Here is a 19,641-nt window from a genome sequence, read left to right as displayed (position 1 = left end):
GAATTCGGTTGGCCAGAGCCGGGGGCGAAGATGAAAAGAAGTATGGATGGCAAGCGACCTGTGGTCGCGGGGTTCGGGCCGCACGTACAAAGAACCTTTACCCCCGTGTCGGACATGCCCAAGCCCGGCCACAACAGCGGTGGCCGGGCCAGGACCGGCAGGTCAGCCGGAAGTCTCGGTCGGCCGCGGGTCGACGCACGCGTCCAGGACCACGGTGCCGACGGTGGCGCCGTTGATGAGGAGGTCGACTCGGCGCCGGTGGGCGTCGAGAACGGCGACCCGCGCTATTGAGTCTTTGTCGAGGGCGGTTTCGATTTCCTGGAATGCCTTGACCGCATCGCTTTCCTTGGGCAGGGTCCACGCGGATCCGTCCACGATGATCTGCTTGTCCAGGCTGTGCTCGTTCGTCATTTGACGGCGATCCTTTCTGATCGGTGCTTCAGGAGACTTCATCGATGGTGTAAGCGAAAGAGAAATCTTGGACTCGGCGCACCCCCTCCGCAGGATGACGTCCGACGCCGAACCGCTCCCCGGCGAGCATCGACCCCCGGTACAGCCCGATGACGTCGTTCACCGAGCCGCGCAGCAGCCGGTAGGCGAGGTTGACGACCACGGCCCCCGCCCCCACCAGAGCGGCCGCAGCGGTGGCGTACGGGGCCCCGGTGACTGTCTCGCTCATCTTGGCGAGCGCCTCCTGCACCTCGAACCCGGCGACCTCGTCGGTCAGCAACTCGCCGAGATCGAGGGCGCCGGCGGTGTCCCGCGAGACCCATAGCGCGATGTCGAGATAGTCCGCTGCGGGGCCGTGGTAGACGAGCATTTGGTCCAGCGGCAGGGGTTCCCCGTCGCGGATGCGGGAGAATCGCTCGGTCTGCGCCCGGAACGTCGGCTCCAGGGAATCCGGCGTGCCGGTCAGCACCATCGCGTCGACCCGCACGGACGCCCCGCCGAACCGTGCGCGGTTGTGGTGGACGATCAGCTCGTTCAGGCGGACCGCCACGGTGGCCGGCGCTGTACGAGGTGTCGCTCCGGCCAGGCCGGTCGGCCCTTTCGGCCGCGGGAACGAAACCTCCTCGATCAGGAACCCGGTCCTGACCGCGGCGGGTTCGACGTCGAACTCCATGACCCGCACGTCATAGCTGCCGGCCGGGCCGGATGCGGACCGCAGTTCCCGGGATCGGCCGGTCGCGATCTGGTTCAGCACCGCCGTCAGCGGCGATTCGGCACCGGAGCCGGAGCCGGCGCGGGCGACTCCCCGCTGCGTCAGCGCACTGAGATCATGCGGGTCCGAGGTGACGAACAACAGCACCGTCTCGGGCCGCGCATAGGCCGGCTCCAACCCGTCCGGCCACTCCATCGCGACGCCTTCCAGGACCCCCGAGTAGTCGTCCAAGCCGTATACGTACTCTTCCTGGCCGCCTGGAACGAGCCGGACGCCTGAGGGCGCGAAGTCGGTCAGGACTGTGATGAGCCCGGAAACGCCGATGTCCACCAGGGCTGCGTAGACAGGCAGGTCGCCCTCGTTCCGGACGCTGACGTAGACCGTCTCAGCGACCCGCACCGTGGCCCCCGAGTCCGGCAGCCGGTGCCGTTCGCCGTCCCGAACCAGGCCCCATTCGCAGACGACACGGGCGTTGAGCGACCACCGGGTGTCCGAGGACAGCCCGCGCAGCGCCGCGGCCCGGGCCAGCGTCGTCAGATCGCCGACAGTCCCGGTGACGCCGGCCGGACCATTGGGTCGCGGCTCGTGCAGCGGACCGATGCGGTCCGCGACTGTGAGGTCGCCGGTGGCGTCGATGCGCACCTGGGCGTCCCACCGATCGTCTTTGTCGACCAGCCGGAGCAGCGGCGATCCCGTGAGTGCGCGTGCCAGATCCAGGGCGCGCGGATCAGCCGCGGGTATGGACACGGCGAGCGTGGGTGCGGTGGCGGCGGTCTGACGCGCCCGGGCACCCAGCGGGATCTCGGTGATTCCCGGGGCGAGTGTCACAGGCCCCTGAGCCGCCAGCGGGCCCGCCCGGTCCACGGTCAGGTCGCCGATCCGATCCCCGGCCGGCGACCACACTGTGAAGGCGTCGCCCGGCCGCACCCCCAGCAACGGCGCGCACTCCAGCGACAGGCGGCCGCCGCCGGCATCGGTGGCCCGCAGCATGTCGAGGTGATCGTCCTCCCGCGTCGCGAACAGCAGCCTGCGGGCCGGACCCTCGGCCTCTGGGCGCTGACCGGAGACCAAGGCGGACACCCGGTACCGGACGCCGTCCAGAAGGGTCGCCCAGCTGACCGGCTCGGTGCCGGCCGCGTGCAGGGCCATGGTCAAGGCCTCGGTGAAGACGCCGATCTGTTCGCCTTCGGCTCCGGGGTATTCGAACGCCGCCTGCTCGGGAGCGCACGCCACGATCCGGACGGCGTCGGGGTTGCCGGTGGCCCGCAGCAGGTCCGTGCGCAACCCCTCGTCCCGTCGCAGGCGCTCGATGTGCGTTCGCAGGCGTTCGTAGGGCGTAGTGCGCGGAACCGCCTTCACCCGCAGCCGGTTGTCGCGGGAGACCCGACCGGAATGACAGCAGTCGAACATCGCCACCACGTTGTCGGTCCGCTGGGTCAGACGCGCCAGTAAGACGGACAGCTCCACCGACGTGATGCCGCGGAAGTCATCCGGACCGGAGTCGTGGAAGTCGAAGGGGACGATGAACTGTAGGTCCATGAGGTCGTGTCCGGGCGTGCCCGCGGCCGGCGGCAGGACACGACCTCCGTGGCCGCTGTAGTAGACCACGGCCGTGTCCCCGGGGCCGCTGTCCGAGATCAGGCGCTCGTAAGCATCGAGGATTCCGGCCCGGGTCGCGAGCTTTCCGGTGAGCGGTTCGACGGTGAATCCTCGGGCGGTCAGCGTCCGTGCCATCGCCTCCACGTCATTCTCGACCCCCGTGAGGCCGTCCACGGCGGCGCCGACCAGTAATGCCCTCTCGGACATAATGTCTCCTTCTTCGCATATAGGGTGCTGACGCGCATGACGGATCCGAGCGGTGGCGCGTGGGCGGCTGGCGGCGGTCAGTCGGAGGTCGACGCCGGGTGCTCTACGAACCAGCCCGAGGTGTAGGCGAGCGCGACGGCCTCGGTCCGGCTCTCGACGCCGAGCTTGCGAGTGATGCGGTGGATGTGGGTCGCAACGGTGCCCTCGGCGATGAACAGCCTTTTGGCCAACTCGCGGTTGGACTGTGGGTTTGCCGCCAGCAGTTGGTAGACCTCGATCTCACGTGGGGTCAGACCCAGGTCCTTCAACGTCTGTGCAGTAGCGGCGGGCCGCACGGCTGCGTCGCGGGCGTGCGCAGTATCAGGCTTCTGCAGAAACGGATCTCCCGTCAGCTTCGCCACCGCGGCCTGCAAAGGCACGGCGCCCAACCGGGTGGCGGTCTCGTACGCCCACGCCGCGGCCTCCCTGTCGACGTCTCGCCCGACGGACGCCTGTCGCCAACGTGCGTAAGCGGTCTGATACGGCAGGCCCCGCTTCTCCGAATCGGTGGCCACATCGGACCAGATCGTCCCCGGGTCTTCGCCGACGAGCCGGCGGTGTTCGGCCTCGCACATCCAGAGATGGACCCGGGCTTCCGCATTCCCGGGCTGTGCCTCGGCCGCCCGCCTGGCCGTGGCGAGCAGGTCTGCGCCGAGTGTGCCAGCGTCCTGCGGCGCCGCGGAGAAGCGGTCGGCCGCCGCCCGCAGCCCCACCGAACACAATCGCAGGCGCACCAAGGTGTTCTCGGTATCGGCGACCGTGGCCAGCCCGCCGAGGACCGCCTCCAGGGCCCGGTCCGGCTGCTCCTGCCAGCACCAGAGTTCTGCTTCGCACGCGTACATCGCCGAGACGAACCGCGGGTCGACTATGTGCCCCTTCCGGACTTCGCCGATCAGCTCCTCCGCCTCGGCGTTCCGGCCGCGGGCCACGTGGACCTCGGCGAGGGTGAGCCGGAGAAAGGCGCTCTGTTCGATGCGCGGCCGGCTCAGCAGCACCTCTTCCAGCATGGTGGTGGCCTCGTCCCAGCGGCCCAGGAGCGTCAGCGCGACACCGGCGTTGTTGGCCAGGACGATCCCCAGCCGGGTATCGGTGAGGCCGAGCGCCTGGGCTCGCCGGAGCCCGGCGCGCGCCGCATCGACCCAGCCCGTGAGATCTCCCGCGAGTTCCAGGGCCACGGTGAGATTGCCGTAGGCGCGCAGGAGATCCTCCAGATGGTCGGTCCGGTCGGCGATGTCCACGGCTTCCCGCAGCAGGGGCTCACCTTCGCCGGCCCGGCCTAGCAGTGCCAGCGCGAGGCCGGCGGCGTTGAGCGCCCGCCCCTCGGCGCTCACGTCGCCGCAGGTTCTGGCCAGCTCGACGGCCTGCTGGGCCCGGGCCAGCGCGGGAGAGTAGGAACCGCTGCGGATCTCCGCCATGGCGAGCCCGACCAAGGCCCGCGCGTAGGCCGCTTCGTCCGGCGCGGCCTCGGCCAGCAGCCGCACGGCCTCGGCGTAGGCACTCTGGGCTGTCTCCGTCTCGCCGGCCTCCCACTGGTAGCTGCCGAGTCGTTCGTACAGCAAGCCGAGCCGGCCCGGATGGGCCTGCGTCGTGAGGATGCATATCGCTTCCTCCACGCGTTCTACGGCCTGGGAGACGTGCCCTGCCCATCGGGAGGCCTCCGCCCCGGCGGCGAGGAGTTGCTCACGGGTGCGGCCGGCCGAGCGCTCCGGGTCGGGCACACAGCTCCACAAGGCGTCCAGCACGCGGCCGTACTGCTTCTCCGCTTCATGGAACGCCCGCACCCGCATCGTCGCCTCGCCGGCGTGCACAGCGGCCGCCAAGGCCTCGGGGTGACGTTCGGCGTGGTACCAGTGATGGGCCGACTCGACGGCGATTCCCCACTCCTGCGCGAGCCCGAGCGCGACGTCCGCGGTCATCGCCTCGGCCATCCTGGTGTGCAGGCGTCTGCGTTCGCCGAGGCCCATCTGGTGGTAGACGGCTTCGCTCAGCAGGGCGTGCCGGACAGCGTAGGCGTCGCCGTTCGGATCGATGACGATCATGCCCTGCTCCCGGCACTCGTGGAGTGCACCGTCCAGGACGTCGGCCGGGAGCTCGCAGACCGCCTCCAGCAGGCGGTCGTCCAGTCGGCGCGCCGCGGCCGCGGCCACCTGTAGCACCTTCTTCGCCGGTGCGTTCAGCACCGCGATCCGTGCCAGCATCAGTTCATTGACGGATTCTGGGACGCGGGGTGTGCCGGGGCCGGTGTTCGTCAGGGCGCCCGATACCACCAGCTGCTCGGCGAAGAACGCGTTGCCACCTGACAACTCGTAGCAGCGTCGCGCCATGTCCCGGTCCAGCGGTGTCAGTTCTTTGAGAAAGGAGCGGAGCTCGAGCTCGGTGAAGCTGGGAACCTCCAGACTCTGGACGCGCCGGCCGAAATCGGGTTCGGCCAGCAGTACACGCAGCGCGTGCCCGGCGGGGAGCTCCGAGCGGTGGCTGCACACCAGCAACGTCCGCTCGGTCGACATCGTCCTGGCGAGGTACGCGACCAGGTCCAGCGTCGACTGGTCGGCCCAGTGCATGTCCTCGAAGACCAGGACGACCGGAGCGCTCCGCCCGAGATACTCGAGCATCCGCAGCACCGCGCCCAAGACGTGCAGGCGGCCCGGCTGTCCGGAAACGTGTTCGTTGCCGGACGGGATACCGGTGAACACAGAGATCAGGGGTGCCAGGTCGTCCCAGCCGGGCCCGGCGGCCGCCCGCGTCCGTTCCTCGCCCCACTCCCGTATCAGCAGGCGCAGCGCTTCGACCAGCGGCGCGTAGGGGATGAGCCCGCCGCCCAGATTGATGCAGGAGCCCTGAAGGACGTGGGCGCCGTGGGTGTCGCGGGCCTGCGCGGTGAACCGGGCCAGCAACCGGCTCTTGCCCGCGCCGGCTTCACCGGCGACCACCGCGGTGGTCGCTGCGCCGTCAGCCGCCTTGTGGAGCAGGGCTCCAAGCCGTTGGAGTTCGTTGTCGCGCCCGATGAATTGTACCGCCGTCATGGCGCCATTGTGTCCCGCGTTCCGGTGGTGCCGGGAAGTGTTAAAGGACTTTGATATACGAGTTCGAATGGCCTCATCGGTCGTCGTCGCCGCTTTCATGGTCGGCGCTCCCGGGCCGAGTCCAGCGGAAAGTACCCTTCCTCGGTGACCACGTCGGCGCCGAGCCGATGTCCCAGGGTCCGCAGATCGACGTCGAAGCCCACCCGCCGCTCGCGGTCGCGCTCGACTGCCGAGTCGTCCGCAAGGTCCTGGTTGCGCACGACGCGTCCGTGGACGGCCCCCTGCTGGTCCACCCAGATTTCCGCCGAGTGTTCTCCCTGCCAGAGCGGCCGGGACAGTCCCATCGCGAGCCCGGCCGAGTACCGCACGTCGACCTCCTGAGACGCCGTGTAGCCCAGCTCGGCGAGGCTGTCGCGCAACAGCTCACTGACGAAACAGCGCCGGGTGACGGCGGCGGCCCAGGCGATCGCCTCGGCGCCCTCGGCGCGCAGGTTCGGGCTCAGGTCCCGGTCCCCGTCAAGCACCGCGCGCAACGCCGCGGCGGTGTTCCGGAACGCACCTGGCGCCTCAGCCGCGGCCGCAGTCGCCACCACCGGCTCCTCCAGCGCCGCCAGCCACTGCGCGGCCAGACGCCGCCGGGCCACCACGGCGTTGATATCCGAAATCCAGGATTGCAGGCGGTCCAGAAGCACAAGTGCCTCCTGCACGCCGCCGTGGGCGACAGACACGGCAGCGCTCAGGGCCTCGCAATGCTCCCGTTCGTTCGCGTCCTCGTCCAGGACGGTGAGGCAGGTCCCGATGTCCCCGGCGATCCGTGTGGCCTGCGACTCAGAGCCGGTTAGGGCGCTGCGTCGGCGCAGGGTCTGCTGGAAGACGGCGAGCGTCTCGATGATCTCCGGCCGGTGCGTCAAACGCGCGATGACCTGCCGGGCCTCCTCGGCCACTACGGAGTCCCGCACTGCCGACCGGGCCTGAGTCAGTAGCCCAGTGGAGGCAGCGGTCCAGCGTTCCGCTTCGGCTCGCGAGCGCCCGGCCAGGCTCAGCGGCGGCGGGATGTCGGCGGCGGCCCCTGTTCGCGCAGCGCGCGCTGTCAGCATCCTGATCCGCACATTCAGCTCGACGACCGCGGCCACGACCGGCTCCCAGGCGAGCAGCGAGGATTCGCCAGCCGTCTGCTCGACCGCGCCACGCGCCGGTCCTTCGATCGCCGAGCTTGCCGCCCGGACCGTGAGCACCGCAGCCGCTGCCTCGGTGAGGACCGGGCCGCTCACCGCTGCGACGGCTACGGCGTGTGGTGCGACGAAGATCCCGCTAGAGCTCATGACTTCCCTCCTGCGGTGGTCTGACGGACAGCGGCGATGAGGTCGTGGTGGCACAAGGCTGCACGGCCATCGGGAGGACCGGTCCTGACAGAACCCTCATACGCTGCTCGTCGTAGAGCGAGGTCAGGTGCCAGGGCAACTCAGAGCTTTCTCCTACATGCTCCGCCGTCCGTCAGTCCTGCTGGCGGGGAAACGAGGGGCTGTGCGTCTCGATCATCGATCCGTGCCTGGTAAGGAGCTATGACGGATGGCTGATGAACATGACGTCGATCGTCGGCAGCGAGACCTGGTATCTCCGCGCGACATCGGTCGAGAACTGTTCCCGACGAGAGGGGACGTCATGAGTCGAGCGCTACTGATCGGCATCGACGAGTACGGGGCCGCCGACAATCTGACCGGCTGCGCCGCCGACGCCGCCGCGTTGGCGTCGCTGCTGGCCCGGCACGACGACGGCAGGCCCAACTTCGACTGCCGGCTGGCCGCCGGAGCCGTGTGCCGGGAGGAGATGCTGGCCCTGCTCGACGCGTTGCTGGCGCCGGGTGCCGACGTCGCGCTGTTCTACTTCGCCGGGCACGGCAAGCAGGCACGCGGTGACGTCGCGCTGGCCACCACCGACGGGACCACGGCGACTCCGGGAGTGGGCTTTCGCGAGGTGCTCGAGCGGATCGCCGCCTCGCCGGTCAAGGAGGTGGTGGTCATCCTCGACTGCTGCTTCTCCGGCGGCGCCGGTACTCTGGCGCTGTTGGACAGCAATTCCGCGGTGCTGCGCTCCGGGGTCTCGATTCTCGCGGCGAGCCGCGGCGACCAGGCCTCGTGGGAGAGTCTCGGGCGGGGACAGTTCTCGGTGTTCGTGGAGGCGGCCCTCGACGGCGGTGCGGCTGATGTGCTGGGAAACGTGACCGTCGCGAGCGTCTACGCGTTCCTGTCCGAGTCCTTCGGCGCATGGGATCAACGCCCTACCTTCAAGGCCAATGTCGAGCGCCTGCATCCACTTCGCCACTGCGTACCCGCCGTGGACGTCAGGACGCTTCGGTCGCTGACCAAGTGGTTCCCGACATCCGACTTCGAACTTCCGCTTGATCCCAGTTACGAGCCGGAGGCCGCGCCGCGGGATCCGGAGCACGAGGCGGTGTTCGCGCAGCTTCAGGACTGTCGGGCGAGCAAGCTGGTCGAGCCGGCCAGCCCGCATCGACACCTGTACTACGCGGCCGTCGAGAGCGGCGGATGCCGACTGACAGCGCTGGGCCGACATTACTGGCACCTTGCGGATCGGGGATATCTGTGACCGTGATCGGTCTCACCGGGCATCAGGCGATGCCCGCCGCAGCGTCTGCCTTCGCCGAACACGAACTGCGCCGCCTGCTTGCCGATCAGCGGCATCTGCTGGGGGTGAGCAGCCTGGCCGCCGGGTCCGACCAGATCTTCGCCCGGCTCGTCCTCCAGGCGGGGGGTGCACTGCACGCAGTGATCCCCTCCCGCGGCTACGAGCAGACCTTCGGTCCGGAAGACCTGGCCCGTTACCGCGAGCTGAGCTCGGCCGCCGCCGAGACGACCGTGCTCGACTTCGACGAACCGGGCGAACCGGCGTACCACGCGGCCGGTCTGTACGTCGTCGATCACTGCGATCTGCTGGCGGCAGTCTGGGACGGACAGCCCGCGCGGGGCCTAGGCGGCACCGGGGACATCGTGCGCCGCGCCCGCGATGTCGGCCGCCCCGTCACGGTCATCTGGCCTGAGGGCGTGCGCAGGAACTGACCGTGCCCGACTGATGCCGGACGTCGGCGACGTCCTGTCCGTCAGTACTGCAAGCAACTGCTCGACCACGAACGGAGAGGTTCCATGAACTACTACCTGGACGTGCTCAGGAACTACGCCGGATTCTCCGGCCGGGCACGGCGCGCGGAGTACTGGATGTACGTCCTGACCAGTTGCATCATCGGCGTAGCCCTCATCGTCATCGGCGTCGTGATCGGCTTTCCGCTGCTCTGGGCCATTTACGGCCTCGCGGTCACGATTCCCGGGCTCGCGGTGGTGGTTCGCCGGCTCCACGACACCGATCGGCCGGCCGGCTGGATTGTGGTCGTTCTCGTCCCGATCATCGGCGCCATCATCCTTCTCGTCTTGCTTGCCCAGGAGGGCACGCACGGGCCTAACAGGTATGGTCCGGATCCTAAGGAAAGCGCTGCGACGTCGACCCTCTCGCGCGTCTGAGACTGTGCGATGACCACCGACGGGGGGCCGTGGAGTCCCGGGCCTGAAGGCCAGGGAGCCGACGTCCCGGTGTGGCCCTGGGCCGAACGCGCGCCTCGACCCGGGGTTGTGCCCCTGCGGGCTCTCGATGCGAACGACATCCTCAAGGGCGTCTTCGTCACCCTCCGACGCTACTTCTGGGCACTGTACTGCCCGCTGTTCGTTGTCGTGCTCGGCAGCATGGCGGTGCTCAGCGGATGCGGGTTCGTCGCCTGGAAGCTGATCACGTCACTGCTGCCCGGGCACGGCGAGTCGATGAGCGCGGGTCGTCTGATCGACATCTGCCTGGCGGCCAGTGTGTTCGTCGTACCCGCCTTGGCGTGCGTTGCCATCGGCTCTGCGGTGACTGCGGCCGTGAGCATCACTGTCCTCGGCCATCGTGCCGTTCTCGGGAACCAGCCGCTGACCGCCCGCGAGGCTTGGGCGGATGCCCGACCACATGTACGGCGCACGCTCAACACCCAGATCCTCAGTGTTCTGATTGTCTTTGGAGTCTTCTTCTGCTTCGCGCTGCCGGCCGTCGTGCTCGGCGCCGCCTTGGACAGCTCAACCGCTGTGGCGTTCGGCCTGCTGTTGCTGATCCCGGGTGCGGGCGTAGCGCTCTATGTGGGAGGCCGACTGTTCTACGCCGCGCCGGTGACGGTTTTGGAGGGCATGCCGCCGAAGGCTGCGATGCGTCGATCTTGGCACCTCGACCGCGGTGTCTGGTGGCGCACTCTCGGTATCGCCATGCTGCCCGGACTGGTCGGCAGGGCGGCGACGGAAGTGATCACCGGCGGAGCCGGCAACGTCGCTGCGCGGGACCTGCCGGCGGGGTTTGTCGCGAGCATGCAAGGCGGTCAGGCGCCACACCTGTCTGTCGCAGTCCTTGCCATCCCCGTCACCATCATCCTGATCGCAGCCGTCGTTGCTGCGATTTTGCGGGCACCTCTGGCGCCCTTGAGCCAGGGTCTGCTCTACATCGACCGGTGTATCCGCACGGAGCGCCTCGGCGAGACACTTGAAGCGGCGGCGGGCAGCGAGGTGAGCAGCGCCGCGTTTCCCGTCCCGCCGTTCCCGCCGATCCGGCCGCCGTTCAAGCCCTGGCGCAGGCGAGGTACGGGGTCGGGTGACGGCGGGCAACCGTTCCGTGGCAAGCAGGATCCTGTCAAAGGGCGGTGGATGATCGGAGTCGGGTGGACGCTGCGGATAGTCGGGACCTGCGTCGGGGTGACCGGCTACGAGCTGCTGAGACAGGGTTATGAGAACGGCGCTGATGGCGCCGTTGACTTCACTGCGGCCGGTACCTGGCTGATCAAGGCCGCGGGATTCCCGATTATGATGATCGGCATCTGGGTGTTTTCGCAGGGCCTTATGCTGATCGCGCGTGGAAAGCGGCACACCGTCAAGATCATCGGTTCTTTCGCAAAGCTCATCTATGCGCGCTACGTGCTCTATCTGCGGTCGTTCTCGGAGGACAAGGTGATGTCAGTCCCGCGGTCAGTGTTTCCCTGGAACACCGGAGAGGCCATGTTCTTCACGCCCTGGCTGACTCAGGAGGAGTCCCTGGTGCGCCGTTTCGCGGGTATCGGGCAGGTCGTCGCCGTCGGCCAACCCGAAGAGGACCTCCCGCTCCCCGGAGCCGCACGCGGCTACCTGCCACGCGATGGCTGGCAGGGTGTGGTGAGCGGGTTGATTCGCAGCGCCCACGTGGTCGCGATGTCCGCCGGAACCGGCCCGGGCACGCTCTGGGAATACACCGAGGCGGTCCGCGTCCTGGATCTGCGACGCCTGGTCCTGCTCGTATACTGCGGGCCGGCGGGCTATGACGCGTTCCGCGCTGCCGTGAGCGCCGAATACGCTGAACGTCGAGCCGCCGAAGGCGGGGGGTGGCCGGCCCTGCCCAATCTGCCCGACTTCCCACCGCTGTCCAGACCACGCCCTACCTCACGATGGAAGATAATGTTGCGCGGCGGCAAGGATAATTCGAACTGGGATTTCCCTCTTAAGGGGATCGTCGTTTTCGATGGCGAGAAGACGCCGGCATTCATACGCTTCGACCCGACGGCTGCGCACAGTAGAAGGGCGTGGTATCCGTTGCGTATGGTCAAACGTCAGTTTGAGCCTGTGTTGTCAGAGCTCAGCGCGCTGCCGCATGCGCAGTAGGGCGGGGACCAGGGAAGCCGGCCTCGGCGTGAGCACCCATGGGCGCCGAGGCCGTGGTGTGGTTGGCGTGGCGGCATTCGTCGTCCGTCGTCGGTGCGGTTGCGGACTGATCAAGCAGCCGGCCGCCATTCGTTGATGACGCCGCCCGCGCGGCGGGTTCGTCGGATTCGGAAGGCGTCGAGGTCGGTGACGTTCGGCGGCAGCGGCTTGAGCGGGGCGGCCTGGGACAGGCTCGTGTGCGGCCGGTGGCTGTTGTGGTGGAGTTCGTAAGTGTGCAGGATCTGGCGGAGATGTTCGTGGTTCCAAATCAGGGTGCGGTTCAGGAGTTCGTGGCGGACCGAGCCGATCCAGCGCTCCATGGTCGTGTTTCATGCGCGGGGTCCGCACGTTGCATAACACGGTGCGGATGCCGGCATCGGCCAGGACGGCGTCGAAGGCTTCGGTGAAGTTGGAGCCGCGGTCGCGGATCAGGAACTTCACCGTGGCTGCTGCGTCGTCGAGGTCCATGACCATATTTCGGGCCATCTGCGTGGTCCACTCGCCGGTCGGATGGAGCGTGCTGCCGAGGATGCGGATACGGCGGGTGGCATGCTCGATTACGGCCAGGACGTAGACCTTTGTGTCGCCCAGGAGATCGGCGGTGAGGAAGTCGCAGGCCACGATGCCTTCGGCTTGGGATCGCAGGAGGCTTGTCCAGGTGATCGAACTGCGTCGGGGCGCCGGGTCGACGCCAGCGGTCTTGAGGATTTCCCAGACGGCGGAGGCGGCGATGGTGATGCCCAGTCCGGCCAGCTCGCCGTGGATCTGCCCACAGCCCCAGGCAGGATTCTGGCGGGCCAGGCGCAGAACCAGGGCCTTGATGTTCCGGTGCGTGGCCGGGCGGCTGTTCTTCGAGCGGGACTTCTTCGCCCAGCGGCGGCGCAGCAGGTCGCGATGCCAGCGCAGGATCGTGTCCAGGGTGGTGAACAGCCGCAATCCAGCACGACGCGCCTTGGGCACCAGAACGACCAGCAACGCGATGATCGCGCGATCCGCCCAGTCAGGCCGCGGACGTCTTCCTGTGGCGGCGAGTTGCCGCTGCAAGACGGCGAGTTGGTGGCGTAGAAGCAGTATCTCGATGGTCTTGTGATTGTCGCCGCGCCGCCACAGTCCAAGCGCGGGGACAATACGGACGGTCAGGACGTAGGCGAAGCGCAGGTGCACAAGAACTCACGATCCCACCGGCAACCCGCCGCCGTCTGGACATAGCACCTGACCAGCGCGGACGAGGTTCTCGGCAAGGACAGCCTCGAACTCGACCCCGCCGCGTAGCATCACAACGGGCAACAGAGTCACACAGGCGTCCTGGGCAAGATGATTTCGCCATCGCCATCGCCATCGCCACCGCCACCGCGGCGGGCGAGGTCGGCGCGGAGGGCCTGCTGTTCCGGCGCGTGCTGGGGTGAAGCGTCGCGGTGCTGGTCGCGCTGTGCACGATCGTGTGGCTGCGGTCGACGTCGGTGCTGAGCTGGATGGTCGTGCACTGATATGCCGTGCGCCGATTAGGAAGCACGCCTCCGGGTAGCGTGTCCTCGCCATCATCCAACGATGACATGGGGGTACGGGGATGTCGAAGTTTCGTCATAGCGCCGCAGCGATGGCGCTGGCCGTCGTGGCCTTGGCCTTTTCCGGAGCGGCGCACGCGGCGGCGGACCCTCCGCATTGGAGCATCGACTCCGCGGTGCTTCCCAGGGCTGCGGCCGTGGGGTTTCCGGTGGCGGCTGATACGGACGGAGGGAATTCCGGCGGGTGGGATCCGCTGGATCCGTCTCCGACGGATTCGTCCGACACATTTGGGAATCTGCCGTTGAATCAGTCGACGTCGTCCTCGTCGAATGTCGGTGTCATAGCGGGGATCAGCTTCGCGGTGGTCAGTCTCATCGGGTTCGTGGTGGCGTACCTCGTCGGGCAAGCGAACGCCGAGCGCCGCGGCACCTCTTCCAACCGCGGGTCCGGCGTGTTGTGGACGGATAACGGCTCGAGCGGGGACGGCAGCCATCACCACCATCATCACGGCGGCGGGCACGATTCCGGAGGTCACAGTGGCGGCGGGGATGCCGGCGTCGGCCACCACGGCTTTTGATCGAGTCCTGATTGAGGGTCAACCGCCCGTGAGGAGTTCCGGCGTGTCGACCACGCGGTTCGACAAACCCCATCCGTTGTCGTACCAGGCGACCACCTTGACGTGCCTGTCCTGGTCGGAAACGCTGACATCAGTGCTGGCGTGGGCCTTCATGTCGCGGGTTGGTATTCGTTGAACAGCCCCCGAGGCGTTGTCTTCTGTGAATCCGAGCGGTCTGGGTGGAGAACGGAGCGCCGTGGCGTCGTCGGTGCGTGTAGTGCCATGCCGTGACCTTGGTGGGGTCGGGCGGCCGGCCGATCCCAGCGGGAATTACGTGACGCGATCATGGTACTCGGCGGGGAATTGCATCAAGGGCGACACGCGGCGTCGAGACGTGCGGGCAGGCCAATCCCGAACTGGATCCTGCCTGGATAGCGCTGCGGCCAAGAGTTGGTTCGCGTCCATGAAGGCGGAGATCGGGAGAGCGGCTTGGCCGGATCGGGCCTCGGTGTTCGCGGATGTCGAGACGTGGATCGGCTACTGCAACGAGGTCCATCTCCACTCCGTGGCCGGGCACGTTCCGCCGGGCGGCCTACGCGCTGCCTACCAGCGGCGCTGGGGACTCGCGGAGTGACGCTGGTTGACATGTGCGAAGCTCGAAGGGCTTGCCAGGACCGGCCGCACCGTGCTCTGTGTGCGGGTGTCGTACGCGCTTGAGCACTGGCGACTTGTGCTGGCGTTCGGTCAGTACGGCCTCGCGGGCCCGGTCCAGTGCCCGGCGGCACACGACGCTGGCCAACGGGGCCCCGCCTTCACCCTGGAAGAGGAGGTCGTCTTCCTTGAGTTCTTCGCGTTCGATGTGCGCGCGCAGGATCTCTACCAGCGCCGGCGGGAACGGGACGATCCGGGTGGTGCCGACTGCCCGCCCCTTCATTCCCGGCCGTTCGTCGCGTCGCTCGCCGCTGTCGGTCCACTGCTTGCCGACCTCCGGGGTTGGGTCGTGGACGATGACGTTGCCCCATCCCTTCTTCGGTAGGGTCACGTCGCCGACCTCGACGGAGGCGAGTTCTTCCGGCCCGGAAGGCGCGCAGCCGACGCTGTACAAGGTCTGGCGTGGCACCGCGGCCGGCGGCGAGACACTGCTGGGCTGGGTCGATGCCACGGTGGGGCTGGCGGCCGACGGCATCACGCCGATCATGACCGCCACCATCACCGACACCGGTACCGCCCTGGTCCCCTCCAACGGCGCCACCGTCCCCGGCTTCCTGCCCATCACCTACTACGGCACCAACACCGGCATCGGACCTGGCGGGCAGGGCCTGGAGAACATCTTTCTGATCTCCCGCGACCCGCAGAACCTGGTCCGTCCGTGGGTGCGGCAGTACAGGCCGCTGGACCTGTACCCGACCACCGCGTCCCCGGACTCCATGCCGTACGCGCTGATCACCGACACCACCCTAGGAGTCAGGGCGCCCAAGTTTGTCGGCCGAGCCTTCCGCGTCGCGGTGTCCCTGTCCTGACCGGCGCCCTGATCGTGTGCGGAGGCTGCCAACCACAGGCCGTTCGCTCGGCGTCACCTACGTCTTCCAGCTGGAGCACTGAGTTCTGAACATCGCCGCGTTCTTGGCCGTACCGGCGGCTGCCGCCGCCGGGGCTCAGCTCAGGCGGTAGGCGACCAGCTGGTGGTTGTTGGCTTGTGGTCCCTGCGACACGGGGTCGTCGACGACGCCGATGAGGTAGCCGGCTACCAGCACATAGGTGTTCGGCAACTCCTGCGTGCTGATGTCGAAGCTCGTCTCGGAGGACTGGGTCCCGGACGAGGCGGCCATTGTCGTGATCGCATATTCGTCGTAGTCCTTCAGGTATCCGAGGAGCGCTCCGGTGCTTGTGGCCCCGGGCAGCCCCTGGACCTTCTTATGGCCGGCCGGTTTGGACCACAGCGTTTTTCCGTTCCTGAGGTCGACCGCGGTGATCGCGTCGGTCTGGTGTTGGTCCGTCAATTCGGGGATGTAGAGCGTGTCGCCGTGGAAGGGGATGTTCGTGAGCGTGAACTGCCCTGAGTCCGGGAAGGCGTCAGTCATGATCCGCCACGAGTCGGGCTTCGCAACGTTCAGCCTGATGAAGGACGAGGAGCTCGGGAGCGCGAGGTAAAGGGCCGCATCGTCACCGGTGCCGGAGCAAACCACCATCAGATCGCTTCCGACCGCGAGCAGATCGGGGTCGGTGCAGGCGCCCGGCAGGCTCATCGCGGTCGCCGGGGTTGCTGAGGTGGTGTCGCGGCGCCAGATCTGGGTGCTGTTGTCGCGCCCGCAGAACCTGGCCGCGTAGAAGGCCTCGGTGCCCACCAGTACCGCGCGATTCGAGGGGCAGTTGTAGTCGGGCGGGTTCTGTTCGGTGTTCCAGACCGGCCGATGGGTGGTCACGTCGATGGCGACCACGTCCTTGTCCCCATAGGGCGCTAGCACGTAAGAGCCCTTGATGGACAGGCCGGCCGTGCCGATGCTGGGGCTGAAACCCTTGGAGTCCGTGAGATCGACCGGGCCGGACCAGACCTGATTGCCGGTGGCCAGGTCGATGACCTGGAGGTTCCCGCAGTTCTGGCCGGTGCCGTAGATGACGGCTCCGCGCGGCGTCGAAGCGCTCTGACTCATCAGGCAGATCGTCTTGCCGGCCGGCACGGGCCAGGTCCAGTCCTGGTCGCCGTTCGCGGCCCGATAGGCGGTCACGGCGCTCGGAGTGGCCACGATGAGGTCGTCTCTGTAGACCCAGGTTCCCCGGACGGCGGCTCCGAGCGTGGGCTTGCTCCAGGCGGGGGCGATGCCGTCGGTGCCCGGCGTGTACGTGGACTGCTCGACGAGCGCGAGCAGTCCGTGCGCGAAGAGCACAACCATCGCGATCCCAAGGAGCACGTAGACGCCGGACCTGATGTGGTCGAGAACCGTCCGGCGGCGCTTGCCGTCCGAGTCCGGGGTGTCGTCCCAGTCCGGGGTGTCGTCCGGGTCCGGGGTGTCGTCCAGGTCCGGCGTGTCGTCCCAGTCCGGGGTGTCGTCCGAGTCCGGCGCGTGGTCCGGGCCCGGTGCGCCGTCCAACCGCGGAGGTTGTTCGGCCATGTCGGGATCCGCCATGGAACGTCTCGCCTTCTCTGCTGCCCCGGCCCTTGCTGGGGAGGGTAGCCACCCGGCGTGAGGACCGGTCCTCAGGGAACTGATTTCCGGCGCGAAGCACAGAGTGCGGAACCGCGCATTCGCGCGATCCCGCCTCCGGGGCGCCTACTCGGCGATCGGACTGCCGGTCACCGTCAGTCCTTCAGCAGCACGAACTTCGCCGTGCTCCTCGCCCCCTTCTTGATCGTGACGGTCTGCACCTGCCGGCTCGCCACGCACACCGGCCGGGCCCCGAACAGCGCCGGGGCCCGGCCACACCTGATCGTCCCGTGGCGCGCGGCGCGCCTGGAGACGCGCCTGGAGAAGGCGCGCCACGGGACACTCCCTCTCCTTCTCCACTCACGCGTGGGCGCGGTCCCGGCTGCGCGACACGTAATGCGGACCCTGTAGTACTCCTGAAACTCGGCTACCGGGTCTGGCCTGCCGGTTCATGCCACAGCTTGGTACTCGTTCGTCAGTCCGCCTAGGACTGGTTTGCGGCGGATCCGGTGTGCTGGGGCGGGGAAGGGGATCACGTTCGAGTCATCGCGGGGTACCCGCAGTTCCATTCCGTCGCCTTGGTGGCAGCATCTGGTCGGTGTATTCGGCGCGGGCGGTGCGCACGAACTGCTCCGCGGTGGCATTCATCCGCGGTGTCTGTGGTGCGGTGAGCACGGTGTCGACGCCGATGGAGGCGAGCACTGTGTCGAAGGCGGCGGTGAACTTGGCATCTCGGTCGCGGATCAGATGCTTGAACCGGTGGCCGGCCTGTTCGAGGTCGGCGGTGAAGTCCCGGGCCCGCCTGCGTAGCCTAGGCCCTGGTCGGGGGCGGGTAATCCCGAGCAGGTGGATCCGGCGGGTGTGGTGTTCGATGACGTATGCCACGTACAGGCGTGTCAAAGACGCCGCGCTGTCGACGTGTGGGAAATCGGTCGCCGGGATCGATGCGGCCTGGGCCCGCAGGAATGTGCGCCACGTGTCATCGCGGACTGCTGGTGGCGGGATACGGTGGGTTCTGAGGTTTTTGCGGATGGTGTCGGCGCCAGCACGATGGCCCAGGTGGCGCAGCTCGCCTTGGATCCTGGCCATGTCCCGGGTGCGGTTTTCCGTGGCTAGGCGAACGATCAGCGCGACGACCGGGGCTGGGTCCGCTTTCTGGTCATCGTGCGGTGGTGCCAGCGAAGCAGCGTGCCCGGGGGCGACGATCCGGTGGCTAGGCAGCGTCTTCGGCGGGATCCGCGCCAGTGCCGCAAGCACCGCCTGATCGGTCCAGCCGATCCGCGGTTTCGGGTTGGTCCGGCGTAGGACCGCAACCTCCTGCCGCAGGACCAGTATTTCGGCGTTCTTGGGCGCCGACGATCTTGCCGGCAGCGACAACCAGGCCAGAACGGTAGCCGCGAACCGGTAGACGAGACGGACCATCACGATCACACATCATCCCAGGTCGAGCCCGGTGGCCTAGTTTCAGAGGTAATACAGGCGTTACAGGTCGGCAGGACATCATTACGGTGACACTCGATCGTTGCCAACAACTCGCCACCACCTTGTGGGGCGCGGCACGCGCACGCGACGGAGCGGGTCTGCCTGAGATCGAGGCTTCGGAGGAACGGCTCTTCGTCTGGTCCGCTCGCTACCACTGGATCGGAAGCCTGACCGTCACCTTCATCCAGATCGCCGCACAACAATGGCACGCTGACCGTGACGCCTGGAGCGGTCTTCCCTCCCGCTCTACGCGAACCGCTCGAAGAATTGCTCGACATCGACTTCGTGGACCGCCTGGCCGTTCTCGCCGTCGCTAGGCGCTCGCTCGCGTTGCTGTGCGCGATGGATGAGCCGTGGACAGCGGCGCACATCGTTCCGGGCTTCGACTGGAGCCAGGCCGACGATCCCAATCACCATCGAGCCGAGGCTGCGTGGCAAGGCTTCCTCACCCATCCGGCGTGGAACGGCCGAGTGATCGGTTTCCTCGAGCCGTGTTTCACCGACGCGTTTGCAGGTTTGGAAGGCAAGATGCGCAAGGCGGTGGTCGAGACCGTCGCGAACATCGCAGTGGGCGCGCCCGCACATGACGAGCTGATCGCCCGCCTGATCTCTGTCTTCATCAGCTTGGCGAGCGAAGACGAACGCAAGGACTGGGCCAGCACCGTCGGCTGGTTGCTCGGCAAGATCTCCACGGAGAGCGCCGAAACCGCCTGGGAAACGTGGATCCTGGACTACCGGACCCGCCGACTCGCCGGCTCGCCGCGCAGCCTGGCTCACGATGAGGCCCGGGAGATGCTCATCTGGATTCCCACCGCCGGCCGGCACTTCCCCGCCGCCGTCGACCTGCTCACCGAAACCGGCACCGAGTTCGGTGCCGCGTACCTGTTCTTCTAGGCCAGATGAACTGGCTTACCGCAGCCAGCGGGCAATCGCATTAGAACGGCCTCGCAGGGGATCTGAATCGGCCATGTCCAGGCTGTGTCGGCTGCGTGTCACCGGATCGGCCTATCCGATCCGGACGTCTGGCGTGGCGGATCGGCGGAACTGTCGGACCGCGCCCAGGGGCTCCCGAGGCTGCCATCGTGCCTGCTCAGACCATATGCGGCAGGCCGTGGTTCGGCAGCAGGCGACGCGTTGGAGGCTTGGGGGGAAGGACACCTCCGGCATC

The 19,641-nt window shown here is 67.9% G+C and carries 16 protein-coding genes; 7 read left to right on the top strand and 9 right to left on the bottom strand.

All coding sequences use genetic code 11. The features are described 5' to 3' along the window. Positions 1-162: 162 nt before the first annotated feature. The 4 genes from IZR01_RS01200 to IZR01_RS01185 form a co-directional block, all read right to left on the bottom strand. Entirely contained in the window at positions 163-411 is a 249-nt protein-coding gene (locus tag IZR01_RS01200) for a hypothetical protein (RefSeq protein ID WP_194891418.1), read from the bottom strand. Between the two features lie 28 nt (positions 412-439). Next, positions 440-2,968, bottom strand: coding sequence for a caspase family protein (locus IZR01_RS01195; protein ID WP_194891417.1), 2,529 nt, complete (start codon positions 2,966-2,968; stop codon positions 440-442). A 77-nt stretch (positions 2,969-3,045) separates the two neighbouring features. After that, positions 3,046-6,030 carry a helix-turn-helix transcriptional regulator gene (locus IZR01_RS01190; RefSeq protein ID WP_194922542.1) on the bottom strand — a complete coding sequence of 995 codons (2,985 nt, stop codon included), beginning with the start codon at positions 6,028-6,030 and terminating at the stop codon, positions 3,046-3,048. Between the two features lie 95 nt (positions 6,031-6,125). Further along, positions 6,126-7,352 (bottom strand): hypothetical protein, encoded by a 1,227-nt coding sequence (locus tag IZR01_RS01185; RefSeq protein ID WP_194891415.1) that lies wholly within the window; start codon positions 7,350-7,352, stop codon positions 6,126-6,128. A 340-nt stretch (positions 7,353-7,692) separates the two neighbouring features. Between IZR01_RS01185 and IZR01_RS01180 the strand changes: the two genes are divergently transcribed. From IZR01_RS01180 to IZR01_RS01165, 4 genes are all read left to right on the top strand, one after another. After that, positions 7,693-8,637 (top strand): caspase family protein, encoded by a 945-nt coding sequence (locus IZR01_RS01180; RefSeq protein WP_194891414.1) that lies wholly within the window; start codon positions 7,693-7,695, stop codon positions 8,635-8,637. After that, positions 8,634-9,107, top strand: coding sequence for a hypothetical protein (locus tag IZR01_RS01175; protein WP_194891413.1), 474 nt, complete (start codon positions 8,634-8,636; stop codon positions 9,105-9,107). Before IZR01_RS01180 ends, IZR01_RS01175 begins: the two co-directional genes overlap by 4 nt. Before the next feature lie 84 nt (positions 9,108-9,191). Continuing rightward, entirely contained in the window at positions 9,192-9,563 is a 372-nt protein-coding gene (locus IZR01_RS01170; protein ID WP_194891412.1) for a DUF805 domain-containing protein, read from the top strand. Positions 9,564-9,671: 108 nt separating this feature from the next. After that, positions 9,672-11,747, top strand: a complete 2,076-nt coding sequence (locus IZR01_RS01165; protein ID WP_194891411.1) for a hypothetical protein — start codon at positions 9,672-9,674, stop codon at positions 11,745-11,747. Here IZR01_RS01165 and IZR01_RS54730 read toward each other — a convergent pair. Further along, a complete protein-coding gene (locus IZR01_RS54730) occupies positions 11,715-12,950 on the bottom strand; it encodes a hypothetical protein (RefSeq protein ID WP_228558761.1) in 1,236 nt (411 codons plus the stop codon). The genes IZR01_RS01165 and IZR01_RS54730 overlap by 33 nt on opposite strands. A gap of 433 nt (positions 12,951-13,383) precedes the next feature. Here IZR01_RS54730 and IZR01_RS01155 point away from each other — a divergent pair, with 433 nt between their 5' ends. Continuing rightward, a complete protein-coding gene (locus IZR01_RS01155) occupies positions 13,384-13,869 on the top strand; it encodes a hypothetical protein (protein ID WP_194891404.1) in 486 nt (161 codons plus the stop codon). 18 nt (positions 13,870-13,887) lie between these two features. Here the strand turns inward: IZR01_RS01155 and IZR01_RS52040 are convergent, their stop codons facing one another. Then, positions 13,888-14,022 (bottom strand): hypothetical protein, encoded by a 135-nt coding sequence (locus IZR01_RS52040; protein ID WP_267254734.1) that lies wholly within the window; start codon positions 14,020-14,022, stop codon positions 13,888-13,890. Between the two features lie 418 nt (positions 14,023-14,440). Beyond that, the gene (locus IZR01_RS01150; protein WP_194922541.1) at positions 14,441-15,046 is read right to left on the bottom strand and encodes a site-specific integrase; all 606 of its coding nucleotides are present in this window, start codon (positions 15,044-15,046) and stop codon (positions 14,441-14,443) included. Between IZR01_RS01150 and IZR01_RS01145 the strand changes: the two genes are divergently transcribed. Continuing rightward, positions 15,045-15,368 (top strand): hypothetical protein, encoded by a 324-nt coding sequence (locus tag IZR01_RS01145; RefSeq protein ID WP_194922540.1) that lies wholly within the window; start codon positions 15,045-15,047, stop codon positions 15,366-15,368. The genes IZR01_RS01150 and IZR01_RS01145 overlap by 2 nt on opposite strands. 135 nt (positions 15,369-15,503) lie before the next feature. Here the strand turns inward: IZR01_RS01145 and IZR01_RS01140 are convergent, their stop codons facing one another. Next, entirely contained in the window at positions 15,504-16,973 is a 1,470-nt protein-coding gene (locus tag IZR01_RS01140) for an outer membrane protein assembly factor BamB family protein (RefSeq protein WP_194922539.1), read from the bottom strand. A 561-nt stretch (positions 16,974-17,534) separates the two neighbouring features. Next, positions 17,535-18,416, bottom strand: a complete 882-nt coding sequence (locus IZR01_RS49855; RefSeq protein ID WP_228558760.1) for an integrase — start codon at positions 18,414-18,416, stop codon at positions 17,535-17,537. A 324-nt stretch (positions 18,417-18,740) separates the two neighbouring features. Here IZR01_RS49855 and IZR01_RS01130 point away from each other — a divergent pair, with 324 nt between their 5' ends. Next, a complete protein-coding gene (locus tag IZR01_RS01130; protein WP_194922538.1) occupies positions 18,741-19,367 on the top strand; it encodes a hypothetical protein in 627 nt (208 codons plus the stop codon). The last annotated feature ends 274 nt before the right edge of the window (positions 19,368-19,641 follow it).

This window comes from Catenulispora pinisilvae (genome assembly GCF_015356865.1).
In the GTDB taxonomy this organism is placed as follows: Bacteria; Actinomycetota; Actinomycetes; order Streptomycetales; family Catenulisporaceae; genus Catenulispora; species Catenulispora pinisilvae.
The sequence above is the reverse complement of the archived record's forward strand: the minus strand, read 5'-3'. Positions and strand labels throughout refer to the sequence as shown.